Annotated in this window: 11 protein-coding genes, 1 tRNA gene and 1 other RNA gene; 4 read left to right on the top strand and 9 right to left on the bottom strand. The window is 65.6% G+C overall.

Annotated elements, in window-relative coordinates; translation table 11 throughout:
* Positions 1-79: 79 nt before the first annotated feature.
* Both KQY30_RS19000 and ffs read right to left on the bottom strand, forming a co-directional pair.
* On the bottom strand, positions 80-2,428 hold the full coding sequence (locus KQY30_RS19000; RefSeq protein WP_217307861.1) for a DNA polymerase III subunit gamma and tau: 2,349 nt from the start codon (positions 2,426-2,428) through the stop codon (positions 80-82).
* 50 nt (positions 2,429-2,478) lie between these two features.
* Positions 2,479-2,577: signal recognition particle sRNA small type (ffs, locus tag KQY30_RS18995), an RNA gene on the bottom strand.
* 72 nt (positions 2,578-2,649) lie between these two features.
* Here ffs and KQY30_RS18990 point away from each other — a divergent pair.
* Positions 2,650-2,737: transfer RNA gene (locus tag KQY30_RS18990), tRNA-Ser, on the top strand.
* Positions 2,738-3,088: 351 nt separating this feature from the next.
* Here the strand turns inward: KQY30_RS18990 and KQY30_RS18985 are convergent.
* The 6 genes from KQY30_RS18985 to KQY30_RS18960 all read right to left on the bottom strand — a co-directional run bounded on the left by KQY30_RS18985 (position 3,089) and on the right by KQY30_RS18960 (position 9,454).
* Positions 3,089-3,520, bottom strand: a complete 432-nt coding sequence (locus tag KQY30_RS18985) for a Mov34/MPN/PAD-1 family protein (protein ID WP_254407215.1) — start codon at positions 3,518-3,520, stop codon at positions 3,089-3,091.
* A 47-nt stretch (positions 3,521-3,567) separates the two neighbouring features.
* A complete protein-coding gene (locus KQY30_RS18980; protein WP_254407214.1) occupies positions 3,568-4,851 on the bottom strand; it encodes a ThiF family adenylyltransferase in 1,284 nt (427 codons plus the stop codon).
* Positions 4,845-5,429, bottom strand: a complete 585-nt coding sequence (locus KQY30_RS18975) for a hypothetical protein (protein WP_217307859.1) — start codon at positions 5,427-5,429, stop codon at positions 4,845-4,847. Before KQY30_RS18975 ends, KQY30_RS18980 begins: the two co-directional genes overlap by 7 nt.
* The gene (locus tag KQY30_RS18970) at positions 5,426-6,403 is read right to left on the bottom strand and encodes a hypothetical protein (RefSeq protein WP_217307858.1); all 978 of its coding nucleotides are present in this window, start codon (positions 6,401-6,403) and stop codon (positions 5,426-5,428) included. The genes KQY30_RS18975 and KQY30_RS18970 overlap by 4 nt, the downstream gene beginning before the upstream one ends.
* Positions 6,404-6,684: 281 nt before the next feature.
* A complete protein-coding gene (locus tag KQY30_RS18965; protein WP_254407213.1) occupies positions 6,685-8,067 on the bottom strand; it encodes an SAVED domain-containing protein in 1,383 nt (460 codons plus the stop codon).
* A gap of 283 nt (positions 8,068-8,350) precedes the next feature.
* Entirely contained in the window at positions 8,351-9,454 is a 1,104-nt protein-coding gene (locus KQY30_RS18960) for a site-specific integrase (protein WP_254407212.1), read from the bottom strand.
* Between the two features lie 118 nt (positions 9,455-9,572).
* On the opposite strand from KQY30_RS18960, the gene KQY30_RS18955 reads away from it, so the two are divergent.
* A complete protein-coding gene (locus KQY30_RS18955; protein WP_302185366.1) occupies positions 9,573-9,881 on the top strand; it encodes a transposase in 309 nt (102 codons plus the stop codon).
* Positions 9,882-9,916: 35 nt separating this feature from the next.
* On the opposite strand, the gene KQY30_RS18950 is transcribed toward KQY30_RS18955, so the two are convergent.
* Entirely contained in the window at positions 9,917-11,254 is a 1,338-nt protein-coding gene (locus KQY30_RS18950) for an IS630 family transposase (protein ID WP_217307856.1), read from the bottom strand.
* A 186-nt stretch (positions 11,255-11,440) separates the two neighbouring features.
* On the opposite strand from KQY30_RS18950, the gene KQY30_RS18945 reads away from it, so the two are divergent.
* Together KQY30_RS18945 and KQY30_RS18940 are read left to right on the top strand one after the other, a co-directional pair.
* Entirely contained in the window at positions 11,441-12,811 is a 1,371-nt protein-coding gene (locus KQY30_RS18945) for an AAA family ATPase (RefSeq protein WP_217307855.1), read from the top strand.
* On the top strand, positions 12,808-13,680 hold the full coding sequence (locus KQY30_RS18940) for a hypothetical protein (RefSeq protein ID WP_217307854.1): 873 nt from the start codon (positions 12,808-12,810) through the stop codon (positions 13,678-13,680). The genes KQY30_RS18945 and KQY30_RS18940 overlap by 4 nt, the downstream gene beginning before the upstream one ends.
* Positions 13,681-14,308: the final 628 nt, after the last annotated feature.

The raw sequence follows: 14,308 nt of genomic DNA, 5'->3' as shown, positions 1-14,308 counted from the left end.
CTTGTTTTCGCGTTGCTGCTGCCGCCTCGCGGGTGTGTCCGTCTCGCCGCGGTCGCCGCCCGCCGCTGTCTCCGCCTCGCTACTCATTCGTGTACTCCTCCACGACGGTCGCTCCCAGCTCGCGCACGATCAGGTCATGGCCGGAGAGCGCCGAGTCGACGAGATCCGGATCGTCCTCCTCCGGAATGTCGTCCTCCGGGGCTACGGGAGGTGGCCCGGAGGCCGGTCTGCTGCCGGGGCCGCCGGAACCCGGCCGCTGGGACCGGTCCGGAGCGGCACCCTGCGGCTGGGCCTGTGCTTGCCCGGGACCGGTGGACGGTGCCGCGGACGTACGGTTCGCCGACGCGGCCGATGACGAGGGCGCGGCGGGCGGGGCCGGGCGGTGGGCCGCCGACGCGGTCGGGGCTGCCGGTGCGGAGTTCGCTGCCGGGGGACGGCCTCCGTACCCACCACTGCTTGCCGGGTTTCCGCCGCCGCCGGGGCCGCCGCCTCCGTAACCCCCGCTGTTGCCGGGGTTACCGCCGTAACCGCCGCTGCTGCCGGGGCCGCCGTAACCGCCGCCGCCTCCACCGGCCCCTCCGGACGGCGGCTGGGCACCGCCCGACGGGTCGATGATCGCTTCGATCTTCCACTGCACATTGAACTGCTCGGCGAGCGCCTGCCTGAGCACGTCCTCGCTGCCGCTGCTCGTGAAGTTGTCGCGCGCGCCCGCGTTGATGAAGCCGAGCTGGAGCGTCGTACCGTCGAACCCCGCCACCTGCGCGTTCTGACTGAGCAGGATCCAGGTGAAGCGCCGGCGGTTCTTGACGGCCTCCAGGATGTCCGGCCACATGCTGCGCACCTGGCCGGCACCCTGGGCCATCCCCGGGCCGGGGCCCCCGGCGGCGGGCGGCTGGGGTGCGGACGCGGCGGCCGGGGCGGGGGCCTGGGGCGTACGGGCAGGTGGGGCGCCCTGGCCAGGCGCCGACGCGGTGGGCCAGCCACCCGGACGACGCCCGGCATCGGGCGCTGCGGCGGACGGCCACGCGCCGGGCCGCTGCGGCTCCGCGGCTTCCGGTACGGACGACGGCGGCGCGGCCGGGGGCGCGGCGGCAGGCGGCGGAGCCGCGGGGGCGCTGGGCGGTACGGCCGGTCCGGCAGGCGTCGCAGGCGGTACGGGAGCGTGCGGCGGCAGTACGGGAGTGTGCGCCTCGGGCCCCGGTACGTACCCCATCGCCGGCCCCGGCCCGCCCCCCGAGAACGCCGCGCCCTGCACCGTGGCGGCCGCCGCCGCACCCCGCTCCAGCCGGTCGAGCCGTGCCTGCACCGAACGCTCGTCGTCGAAGGCCGCGGGCAGCAGCACCCGCGCGCAGATCAGCTCCAACTGAAGCCGGGGCGAGGTCGCTCCACGCATCTCCGTCAACCCGGTATTGACCAAATCGGCCGCCCGGCTCAGCTCCGCCGCCCCGAACACCGACGCCTGTGCGGTCATCCGCTCGACGACATCGGCGGGCGCGTCGATCAGCCCCTTCTCCCCGGCGTCCGGCACGGCGGCCAGGATGACCAGGTCACGCAGCCGCTCCAGCAGGTCGGCGACAAAGCGCCGCGGGTCGTTGCCACCCTCGATCACCCGGTCCACGACCTCGAACGCCGCGGCCCCGTCGCCCGCCGCGAACGCGTCCACCACCGAATCGAGCAGCGACCCGTCCGTATAACCGAGCAGGGCCGTCGCCATCGCGTACGTAACCCCGTCCTCGGCGGCGCCCGCGAGCAACTGGTCCATGACGGACATCGAGTCACGGACGGACCCGGCACCGGCCCGTACGACCAGGGGCAGCACCCCGTCCTCGACGGGGATCCGCTCCTTGCCGCACACCTCGCCGAGATAGTCGCGCAGCGTCCCGGGCGGCACGAGCCGGAACGGATAGTGGTGCGTACGCGACCGGATCGTCCCGATGACCTTCTCGGGCTCGGTGGTCGCGAAGATGAACTTGAGATGCTCCGGCGGCTCCTCGACCACCTTCAGCAGGGCGTTGAACCCCGCTGAGGTGACCATGTGCGCCTCGTCGATGATGTAGATCTTGTAACGACTGCTCGCCGGACCGAAGAACGCCTTCTCGCGCAGATCACGGGCATCGTCCACGCCACCGTGCGACGCGGCGTCGATCTCGATGACATCGATCGACCCCGGCCCGTTCCTCGCGAGGTCCCGGCAGGACTGGCACTCCCCGCACGGCGTCGGCGTGGGCCCCTCCGCGCAGTTCAGACAACGGGCGAGGATGCGCGCACTGGTCGTCTTCCCACAGCCACGAGGCCCGCTGAACAGGTACGCATGGTTGACCCGGTTGTTCCGCAGCGCCTGCTGCAGCGGGTCGGTGACATGCTCCTGCCCGATGACCTCGGCGAAGGACTCGGGTCGATAGCGGCGGTACAGCGCAAGGGACGACACACCTACGACGATATCGGCCCCCTCCGACAACGCGCCCGTACCACCACCCCAACGCAAGCGCCCCCCACGCACCCGCCAGAGCCGACCTACCCTTGCTGCCTTCCGGCCCTGGGGGAGTTCAGTCAGATAGCGCCACGTGAGGGGCTGCGCCCACCCTACCCGATCCCCACCCCCCACAACGAGTTCGCGAGCACGCCCCAGCGTCTTGTATTGTTTGCGGCGGAGGATTCGCCTAGTGGCCTAGGGCGCACGCTTGGAAAGCGTGTTGGGGGCAACCCCTCACGAGTTCGAATCTCGTATCCTCCGCCATTGCTCTCACCGGGCAATACGTCGATGGCCCCCGCTGCCCGCAGCGGGGGCCATCGACGTTCGTAGTTGCAGTTTTAGTTGCAGTTCCGCCCTGGCCTCGCTGGCTACAGGACTCGGTAGATTCGTCGCGGCTCTGGCCCAGGAGCCGGAACCGCCCCAGGAGAAAATGGGACGGATCGCGCAGGTGCGGACCGCGACGATCGCGGTGGCTTTCGGCGCGGGCGGTTGAGCCATTCGCGGGTGGTCATCGGCTGGCCGGTGCCGGGTCGTGCCGAAACCGCACCAATAGCCTTCGTCGTACAGCTGCTTGCTCGTACCAGCGCGTCGGGCTAGGAAGAATTGTGGCGGCGGTCACATCGGCCTGCCCGTGCGGCTGACGGTGAGTTCCACGGGGGTGACGCGCTGGCTATGGAAGGTCCAGGCAGTCCCCGTCCAACGCCCTTCCTGATACGCGAAGATCAGCGCGACAATGCTGTGGAAGCCAAGCTCGGTATCGCCCAGGAGCTGACGGTAGGTGGCCGTGTCACGTGCGCTGGGGGCCGGGCGGCTGGTGGGATGGGTGTGCCATTCGCCGACCCAGACGCTGCGGTCGGTCGCGAAAGCCTTGTCGGCGAGCGTCTGGGCGTGCGCGAGATCGCGCAGGAAGTACGTGGGGGTGCGGACAGCGGCGGGGCCGGGCGTTCCGGCGTGGTGGACCGTGACGGCGTCGTGGGTGTGATGTCCAAGCAGAATGCCCCCGGTCTCGTTGGTGTGGTCGGCCATTCGCAGTTCGGTGGTGATCACGCGGGCGGCCGGGACAGTGAGGTGTACGACGGTCACGGGCTGCGGGGTCATGGCAGTTCGCAGGTGGGGCAGCCGGATCTGGGCGGGGTGGCGGGAAGCCAGCGAAGCTCGGCGGTGCGATCGAGGTCGAAGGGCGGTGCCCAGGCGGGTTGGCGGCGCAGTCCGAGCAGGGCGTGTTCTCCGGGCAGGCGCTGAGCGGGGTGGCCGGCATGTTCGAGCAGGGTGGCAATGGCGGTCTTCGCTGCGAGGTGGGCGACGAGGTGGAGATCGGGGCCGACGGCGGTCATCGGCCGGTGCCGGGTGCCGGTGCCATATCCGGCGTCTAGGGCTGGCTCGGGGTTAAGGCTGCCGGCTTCGGTGAGGCTGTGGCGACGGCAGGTCAGGCAGCCATGCTGGGGCCACGGGCGCAGCCGGAGAATCTCGCCGAGGGCTCCGTCCTCCAGGACGCAAGCAAGGACGGCGGTGAGGCCCGCTCGGCGGGCCAGGTGACCGGTGACGCGGCGAGCGGCCACTCCGTCAGCCGCGCAGATGGCGAGGTCGGTGTCCATGAGGCGGGCACGGATCTGATCAGCGTGCTCGATGGCGTCCAGGGCAAGAGGTGTGACCGAGGTGTCGGGGCGCAGTGAGGCGAGTTCCTCGGCCAGGGCGGTGACCTTGGCACGGCCGATGTGTTTGCGGGAGCTGGTGTGCCGGACGAGGTTGTGCCATTGGAGGCGATCGGGATCGACGAGGGTGAGGTGACCGACGCCGTATCCGGCCAGCGCATGTGCGGTGGCCGAGCCGATACTCCCCGCCCCGATCAACATGACGCGTGCGCTGCGGAGTTCTTCGACGGGCCAGTGCCCTTCCAGCTGCGGGATGCCGGTCGCTTCGGGCTCGACTGACGCCTCGAGCGGTTGGATGCCTGCGCGGGTGACGTGCCAGGCGAGGAGGTCGGGCAGACCGCTCTCGGGAAACGCGTCCTTCACGCCAGGGGCGTGGGTGATGGCCACATAGGCGCCGGCGCCCGGCGCCTTGAAACCGCTGGGCACGGCGTCCTTAAACGCGTCAAGCGTCAAAGAGGTGCCGCGCCGTACGCGCAGGTGGTACCAGAGCGCGTGGAGTTCATCGGTGGCCCGGTACCAGTAGCCGGTGGGACGGGAGTCGCAGCTCGCAAGCAGTCGGCTCCGGGGTGCGGGAGGATCCACCGAGATGATGGCTCCTGATGCTCCTTCGGAGATGCCGCTCACGACGGCAAGGTCGTCAGGCGGGCTGATGCGCAACGACAGTCGCCCTGATGAGCCTGCGGTGCGGAGTCTGGCCGCGGCGGCGTGCGGGATGAGGATCAGCACGCGGGACCGTCCTGCCCGGCGGTGTCCGGCTCACCGTGCCCGTCGGTGGCCTCGGGTTCTGGGAGCTGGGCCAGAAGGTGGTCGAGGCTGTGGTCAGTGACGATTCCGCTGCCGGTCATGTGCTCGATCACCTGGTGCTTCATCAACGCGTACTCGATTCGCCAGCCAGCAGCCTTAAGCAACAGGTCGACCGCGGACTCACGGCCCGTCCATATGTCGTCGCGCAGGAGGCACAAGCTGGCGTCGCCGTTGACGTGCCAGCGGTGCTGGGTCCACTCCAACGGTTCAGGCAGCGGGTCGAGGGGGAAGATCCGGGGAGCCAGCATGGGGTATGCCTGGCTGTATTCCAGGCGCAGTTGGAGACCGCTCTCGCCGATCCAGCCGGTGAGGCAGGCGGGCTCGGGCCGGTCGAACGGCCAGCGGGGCAGCGTTCCCTGCCACCCTCCCGCTCCCTCGGCGCTGAACACGAGGTGGGGAAAGCGGGTAGGGATCTCCTCGTGGTCTCGGCGCAGTCGGCGTGGTTCGCACTCCCACCAGCTGATGGGAGTGCGGGTGCCGCCAGCAGGTGCGGTCGTCATCCCTGGGGCGCGTCCTTGATGGGGCGGGCAGTGATGAGCGCGGGCGCGCCGATCAGCGAGTTGGTCTTCTTCGGTGCCGCAGCCGGGGCCGGGAAGTCCTCGCCGAAGATCTTCTGCCACAGGCGCAGCGCCTCGTCGGTGTCGCCTTCGGCCGCCGCCGCGCAAGCCTGGTCCGCCAGGTCCGCAGCCTCGGCGAACGCATCCGACAGGCCCTGGCGGTCCAGGTCGGGCTGGATCTCGCCGCACAGACCGGCCGGGTCCCACACACCCTCGTTGACTCGGACCGCGGCAGCAGTGAAGAACGTCTTCAGCCCCTGGGAGCGGTTGCCGGACGTGGGCAGGCACTGCAGGGCGAGGACCTCCATGACGAGGGACTTGACGCGTCCCTCGACCGGTGCGTCGAGCCGCCACTGCTTGAGCAGCCTGACCAGGGGCCGGAAGTACGACCAGGCCCGCTGGCGTTCGGCCACTATGTTGATCAGGTACTCGGGGTTGGCGGGAACCCACCGGGCACTGAGCTGCTCGGGGATGAGCAGTGAGTCGTCGGGCTGCCGCAACGCGGCCATGACGTCGACAGTGAAAGCCTCCGGGTCGTCGCGGTCGTCAAGGAAGCACTTGACGGCGTGGTTACGCAGCAGGGTGTGTCTGACCACGGTGGCGTGGGTGCCTTTGCTCTGGCTCAGCAGCCGGTTGACCTGAGAGCGGATGTGCTCGAGGGCCTCCTCCGCGCTCGGCCCGCTGCTCCCCCAATCGGGGTGCTCGTCCGGGTCGTAGACGACCACGATGTCGACGTCGTGGATGGGCTTGAGCTGAGTGCTGCGGCTCAAGGAGCCCGATCCGAACGTCTCGAGAACGTCGGGCTCTGTCAGCAGCGCCTCCTTGAACAGGTCCCGGCGCCCGCGGGCCAGGCGCGTCTTCTCAATATCCTCGTCGACGGCCTTCTGTAGCGCGTCGAACCCCTCGTTGATCCCCATGCAGTGTGCCTCCCCTGACTCGCCGTTCAGCCCGGTGCACGCCCCAGGTGCGAGCCCCTGCGGGGCGCGCGGCCAGAAACGGACCTTCGATGGCTGCTCGTTCTCACGCTACGGGCACCCACTGACAATGCCCTTCGGACTGGAACTCGTCTGGCCGTCGCTGCGGGGGGGTGCCTGTCGGTTCGTGACGCCGTCACGCCCGTCCCCCACGACCGCATCGGGCGCGCTGGGGGACGCTTCACCCCCGGGCAGCGAAACCGCGGGACTGGCGGCCGGGGTTTCTACGCGTCTACGACGAATGCCTTTTCATACACCTGCTGCCCGTTGACGTCCTCGTACACCGTGGTGGGTCGCAGGCGGTTCCACCGGTTGCCCAGCAGCAGAGCCAAGCCCATCGGGCCGGCCTGGAAAAGGTGGATCGCGGGGTGCGCGCGGCAGGCACGACGCAGCAGATCCCGGATGCCGACTGCCAGAGCGCTGGCCGCGGCCGTATCCGGGATGGAGTTGTCCTTCGCGCCGCCGGGCGGGCGCAGCACCAGCAGCCGGGAGACGGGCGCCCGCTGCTCCCGCAGGAAGTCGAGTACGTCCTCGGTAGGGTCGATGGCGACCGCGATGGCCACGGCGAGGTCGGATCCGAGTCCGAGAGCGTGCTCTTCGACGTCCGGGGTCAGCACAGCGCTGTACTGGGCAGTGGAGGACCAAACCTGTCCGCGCTGAGCCACGGCCAGGTCGACTCCGGTCACCATGCGGAAGGTCGCGCCGACCGCAAACGCGGCCGCGAGACGCAGACTGCCGGTGACGGCTATGGAGGTTGCGCCCGGCGGCATCCGAAACGGTGCCGCATCGATGTCCGCCTGCAACTGCGCCCACGTCGCCGGGGCCAGCGGACGCCGCTTGACGTAGGGCGAGGCGCCCTCGAAACGGTCCGCCCAATCCACCGCGTAATCAGCGTCCTCTGCCATCGGGTCTTGTTTCAAAGTGGCGACGGAAAGCACTGCTCGGGACGAGCCAACCTCCAGACGCAGAGACCGAATCGCCTCCCTGACATCTGCCAGAGACAGCCTGCGCTGCCCATCAGCGACTTGGCGCGCAACCCAGTCCGCACCAGCGTGCATGGCCTCCTCGTTGAACCGCAGCCCGGCCGCGAACATCATCATCTGAAGGTGCTCATGAAGATGCACCACATCCCGTGCCAGGTCGAAACGCAACACCTTCAACAGATCCAGCAGCCTCTCCTCGCTCAGCCCGATACCGGCGGCCCAACGGTTGCGTGCCTGTCCCCTCTTGGATCGCGGTCCCTGCTGCGCCCCCTTCGGCACGAGCAACTGGGTGCGGGAATCCCGCTGCGAGATCAGCGGATCCCCGGTGTCCGGGGACCGGTTGCTCAACAGCGCAAGATCGACGGGAGTGCCGTCCCCGGTGAGTTGCTGCCATGCCTGCGCCACTTTGCGCAGGATCGACGGGCCCCCCTGGCCGCTTGGCCTGAGCAAATACTCCTCGTTGACGGGCGAGGAACTGTCCACGGCGTACTTGACCTGCATATAGGTGTGCGGTGGCTCTCTGCGGTACAAGACGACGTCATCCACGTTCCCCACGCCGTCCGCCTCAACACCGACCGCCACCACGGGGTTCGGCACGCGCAGCGCCGCGTCACGCAGCGCCATGACACAACCCTGCCACGCGACCAGCCACTGGTACCGGTCACCGGCGATACGAACACCCGTCGAACTCGGGGCAGGAAAGTGAAGCAAGGAACACGGTCTCCGACTCGAGGGGGTATTGACATGCAAGCGAATTTGCCGACGCAACGATTGTCGGCCGGCTACCAAACGGCTCAAGCATGCCCTTCGGGCTGCCGACGGGCACTCGCCCTCCAGGATTTCACTTCAGGAATAAGCCGGGCTCACCGAATAAAATATTCAGCGAGCCCGGCTCTGAAGCGCCAAGTTATTCAGCGTCAGAGGACCACAACAGGCCGCCGACTTTGTCGGCCGTGTCCTTGAGGACGCGGTCGGTCAGGTGCTGGTACCGGCGGCGCATCCGGGCCGACTGGCCGGGCTCCCAGCCCATGATCGCGTCCACGACGGTGTCGGGAACCCCCAGGATCAGCAGGATGGTGCCGGCGGTGTGGCGGGCATCATGCAGGCGCCCGTCCCGCAGACCGGCAGCCCCCAGGAGTTCCTTCCACTTGTGGTGGTCCGTGTTCGGGTTGAGCGGTTCACCGGCCGGCGAAGTGAAGACGTAGCCCTTCTCCACCCACAGGTCGCGGGCGAGGCGGCGTTCACGGTCCTGTTCCTCCCGGTGCTTCGAGAGGAGCTTCATCAGCTCGTCGGGGACGCCGATGGGCCGCCGTCCGGCGCGGGACTTGGTGTCCTTGGTCTCGCGGCGGATGTTGATCTTCTGCGGGCAGTAGCCGGGCTTGCGCCCGCAGCGGTCCCCGCAGCCGTGCTGGTACCGGGGTCGCAACCGCCCCCGGTGGACGACCAGGACCCCAAGGTCGAAGTCGACATCCGTCCACTTGAGCCCGAGCACCTCACCCTGACGCAGTCCGAGGGCCAGAGCGATGACCCAGCGTGCCGAGTTCCGCTGCCGGTTGGCCACTTCGAGGAGAATCTGAACCTCCTCGACCGTGTACGGCACCACCTCTTCCTCCTCCAAGCGAGGCGCTTTGGCGATCGTGGCCGGGTTGTCGGTGAGGTGGTGACGGCGCTTGGCCTCGTTGAGGGCGGCGCGAACGGTGCGGTGGACCTGGTGCGCGGTGCCGGCCGAACTGCCGTTGTCCTGCATCTTCTTGTAGAAGCGTTCCAGGTGCTCGGGCTCAAGCTTCGCCAGGCGGTGCGCGCCGAGGCCGGGTATGAGGTGGTGGTAGACGGCGACGCGGTAGCCGTCGATGGTGTTCTCGGAGACGTGCAGCGCCGCGATGTTCTCGACCCAGTGGGTCAGCCAGGACTCGACTGTCCAGGTCTGGCCTGCCTTCGGCACGCTGCCGGAGTCACGCTTCCGCTCCAGCTCGCGGACAGCCTTGGTGGCGTCGGCGCGGGTCTTGCGCATGACGTGGCGGCGGTCGGGCTTGCCGTTGTCCTTGACTCCAACGGTGACGTAGCCGTGCCAGTAGCCGTCCTTGCCGAAGTGGATCGATGATGCGCCGTTGGGCTGCCGGGACTTCGCCGTGACTACCCCTCAGGCCGCGAGAGCGCATCTCATGCCGCAGATGCAGGAGTTCATCGCGTCGAACGAGGACTGGCTGACCGTCTTCCACTTCCCCTCCTACGCACCGGACCTCAACCTCCAAGAAGGCATCTGGTCACTGGTGAAACGGACCATTGGCAACCTCGCCGCCGCGAACCTCGACCAGCTCGCCACCGCCGTGAAGCGCAGCCTCAAGCAGACCCAATACCGATCACACCTCATCGACGGCTGCCTCACTGGCACCGGCCTGACCATGCACAGGCCGACATCACGCAATCAAGTTCAGTAGTGTGATGCGCCAGAAATGACGAGACTAAGCCTTTTTCAGGTTTTGGTGGTCGGCGGGTTGATATTGGTGAGGTAGTCGGCGAGGGAGTTGAGGATCTCGTCGGCGGTCTTGGTCCAGGTGAAAGGCCTGGGGTTCTTGTTCCATCCCTCGATCCAGGCCCTGATGTCTTGCTCCAGGGCCTTGACGGATGTGTGCACCCCGCGGCGGATGAGCTTGTCCGTCAGCAGGCCGAACCACCGCTCGACCTGGTTCATCCAGGAGGAGCCGGTGGGGGTGAAGTGGACGTGGAGGCGTGGGTGTTTTCCGAGCCACGTCTTGATCTCGGCGGTGTTGTGGGTGGCGTAATTGTCACAGACCAGGTGGACGTCGAGGCCGGCGGGCACGGCCTTGTCGATCGTGACCAGGAACTTCTTGAACTCGATGGCCCGGTGACGGCGGTGCAGTTCCGATATGACGGTGCCGTCGGCGATGTTGAAGGCGGCGAACAGGGTGGTGATGCCGTGCCGGTAGTAGTCGTGGTTGCGCCGCTCGGGCATGCCCGGCATCATCGGCAGCACCGGCTGGGACCGGTCCAGCGCCTGGATCTGGCTCTTCTCGTCCACGCACAGCACCACTGCTTTCTCGGGCGGGTGATGGTACAGGCCGACGACGTCGACGACCTTCACGATGAACCGTGGGTCGGTGGAAAGCTTGAAGGCGTCCTGGAGATGGGGCTTGAGGTCGAACTTCTTCCAGATCCGCCCGATAGTGGACCTCGACAGCCCGGAGTGCTTCGCCATCGAGGCCCGCGACCAGTGGGTGTCCTTGCCCGGGGCAGACTCCAGCGTGGCCGTGTGCACGTCCTCGACCTGGTCCAGCAGGATCGAGGACGGTCTGCCGGGACGCGGCTCGTCGGTCAGCCCGTCCAGCCGCAGCCGGATGAACCTCGACCGCCAGCGATTCACCGTTCCCTGCGACACACCGAGTTCGGCGGCGATCTCCTTATTCGTCCCGCCTTCCGCGCGCCGAAGCACGATCCTCGCCCGCAGGGCCAGAAACTGCGCGGTCTTCGCCCGCCGCGCCCAGCGCGTCAGCTCCGCACACTCGGCCTCGGAAAGCACCAGCTCCGGCTTGCGCCGGCCCGGCCGCGGCTCGTCCACCAGGCCCGCCATCCGCCGGGCCACGAACCGCGAGCGCCACTTGCGCACCGTTTCCGTGGACACCCCGAAGTCGGCCGCTACACCGGAATTTGACGCTCCCCCCGCACAGGCCAGAATGATCCGGGCCCTCTCCGCCACACGGGCCGACACTGCGCCACCCGCCCAGCGCGCCAACTCCGACCACTCCTCGGCAGACAGTACGACTTCAACAGCACGAGGACCCCGAGACACCACGAAAACAGCCTACAGACTTCGACTCGTCATTTCTGACGCATCACACTAAATGCCAGCACTGTGCTGTCGGCGGGCAAAATCAGCAGGGCGGGACCTACGGCGAGACCATTTTTTCATTCTCTCTCCTACGAGACCTCGCCAACAGTAGAATCGCCAGTCCAGACGTCATGGAAACCGGGAGTTCGAATGCAAAAGTTGGTGCGCTTTGAAGTCAAGGGCCTATTCGGCTATCTGGACCACTCTGTTGATTTTTCCGGCGAGTCACCAATTACGATTATTACGGGGCCAAATGGAAGCGGCAAGACCCATCTACTCAAAATACTACACGCTCTTGCTGTTTTGGACCTGGAGGAACTGTCTTCCGTCAAGTTCGAAGAAGTAAAGATCTCATTCGAAGATAAAAGGGTATTGCGTGTAGTTCGACAGGAGTCAGCGGAGGGCTATCACGCTTTTAAGTTCCTTGGCAGAGTCCCGCCAAACCGCGCTTATAAATCTTTGCTTTTGGAACATGAGCCTGACGAAGGAGACGGCCCCGAGGTCCCAAATTGGGTTGTGCAAATCCCTAGTGGCGAGTGGTACGACACGCGAAGCGGTCGCGTTATTCCGGCAGATATGGCGAAGCACCGGTATAACACACCAGATCGCCAAGCGGGGATCAAGAAAATTCGTGGCACTTGGCTAGAGTCATACTATGAAGAAGCTAGCTCGATCTTCATTGACACCAAACGTCTGGATAACGCAGGTGTGCAGTCCAGTAATTACGCCAGAGGCGTGACCCGCCACTCTCAAACGAGAGTTCAACAATACAGCGCCCAGGTAGCAGCGCAAGTTACTGAGGCGCGGCGAAGGTCCCTGAATGAGTCCCTAGATGCGGATCAGAGCTTTGCCGCGAGGATGCTCCAAGCTGCCCACACTAGCGTCAAAGAGAAGGAACTAAAAGAGCGATACCAGAGAATCGCAGATCAGCACGCTGAACTGCACGCAAGCGGGATCAGCGTCATCGCTGTAGACGTGACATTTCCTGACCAACGAACTACGCCAACTACGAGAAGAATCCTTGACGTCTTCTTGGATGATTGGGAACGGAAGCTTCAGCCATTCTTGCCAATTCACGCGAAGCTTAAGCTACTTCGTTCGATTGTAGAATCAAAGTTTACCGGCAAGTCGCTGGACCTGACCGCGCGCGGGAATCTGCGCTTTAGGTCCACTTATGATAATAAACCTCTCCCGATGAGGGCGCTTTCGTCAGGCGAACAACACTTGCTTGCAGTATTCACGCTTCTACTGTTCTCCACCCACGCCGGCGCACTTGTACTGATCGACGAACCAGAAATCTCAATGCACGCAGCGTGGAAGCATGCATTTTTGGATGACATTGAAGAAGTGGCCCATATTTCCGACCTCCAGATCATCTTGGCGACTCACTCCACCTCCATCATTCGGGGCAGGTGGGACATCGTGAAAGAAATCGCAGTGCCCGAAGTATCGGAAACGGAAAGTGAAGCCGAAGAGGACGAGCCCGCATTCGACGGCATCGATTCAGAGGTGGAGGCATGAAAGGTGGATCGCTCAAGGAATTCGATAGACTCGCCGACCGCATTCGTTTGAACCGTCAGGTAGACAAGCGTCCTGTCGTTATTGTCGAAGGCCCCTCAGACGAACGACTTCTCGCAAGATCCTTCGGCGCGAAGGCTAGCTACTTTTCAGCGGGTAGCCGCGACACGGCACTTGAGGAAGCCCGAATACTCCACAACTGGCAACAGGATTATTTCACATGTGTAGTTGACCGCGATTTTGACGATAAAGTGCACGAGTTCGAAGGGGAAGGGATAGCGATACACGCCTACGGGAATGCCGATCTCGAATCCATGCTTTCGGTGTCTGGCGTAGCCGCTTCACTAATCGCTGAACTTGGAAGCACTGACAAAATTGAGATAAAAGGAGGTATCGTCAACATCGTTGATCACCTGTACCGCCTGGTGGAACCTATGACGCGCCTCCGTCGGGCAAATGTCGAGAACTCCTGGGGACTCGCCTTTGATGGGGTGGACCTGCGAACCAAGATCGACAAACGGACGCTAGAGTTCAAACTGCAAGGGTATTGTGCGGCTCTCAGTGATACGTCAGAAGGTTCGCCGGGCCAGAAAACGTTATTGCAATATGCCTCAGGGCAGCTAGCTTTAGAAAAGGTGCCAACTTGCCCGCGTGGCTCCACACCGTATTTTCGGGGGCGTGATTTCCTGGCCTTCCTCAGTGTGGCCCTATGCGGGTACTGCGGAACCCGGAGGGCTCAAAGTGTAGAGCCTGAGATCTTGGAGGCATCGCTCCGATTGGGTGGCTCCCCACACATAAGGGATGGTGCGTGGGGGCAAGAGCTACTGGCAATAGTGGAGTCACTCTCTGCTGAGCAGATCCGTAGCCGGTGAGTCGCACCCCATAAGGCACGAGGTGCGCCACGTGTTGGCCGGAGGGAACAGATGGAGGGTGTTCCAAGCGTAAGTTCAGGTCCGCACCGCGTGGCAGGCTCCCGCAGCGCGGCCTCGAAAGCAGTCCGAGGCGAGCCCCGGCAGCTTCCCGCTTTGAGCGTGGCGCTTGAAGCTGCCAACTCGTCTCCGGTAGCTGCCCGGAGCGTGCTTCCGTGCGTTGCGTAGACGCCTCCCTCACGCAAGCGCTGTGTTAGAAGCCTCCATGGGTATGCAGTTACTGGCCTCTCGGTAGGGGGTATGGAGTGGCATCTCAATCCAGGTGTGGTGCGCGCACCAAAGCTGGCACAGCTTGTCGGAACCTCGCAGTGATTGGCACGTCTCGTTGCGCGAAACACCAAGGCCCCTGGTCGGCCTACGGGTCGCGCAACGCAAGGAGAAGGAAGCCAAGACGAAGAAGCGCAAGATCCGCAAGAAGCGGTAGGCGCTGCTACGAGACTTGCGGGGGCCGTGGGGTCAGTCTCATCCGTAGTCTCGTTCACAGCCACACGCAGTCGTTCATCTTCCCGGCAGGCCCGTCTGTGACCTGGCGAGTGGACGCGCACGAGCCGGGATAAATTCGGCCATGCAG

The organism is Streptomyces sp. GMY02, assembly GCF_019056675.1.
Lineage (GTDB): Bacteria > Actinomycetota > Actinomycetes > Streptomycetales > Streptomycetaceae > Streptomyces > Streptomyces odonnellii.
Note: the sequence above shows the minus strand (reverse complement) of the source record. Positions and strands in the feature narration are given on the sequence as shown.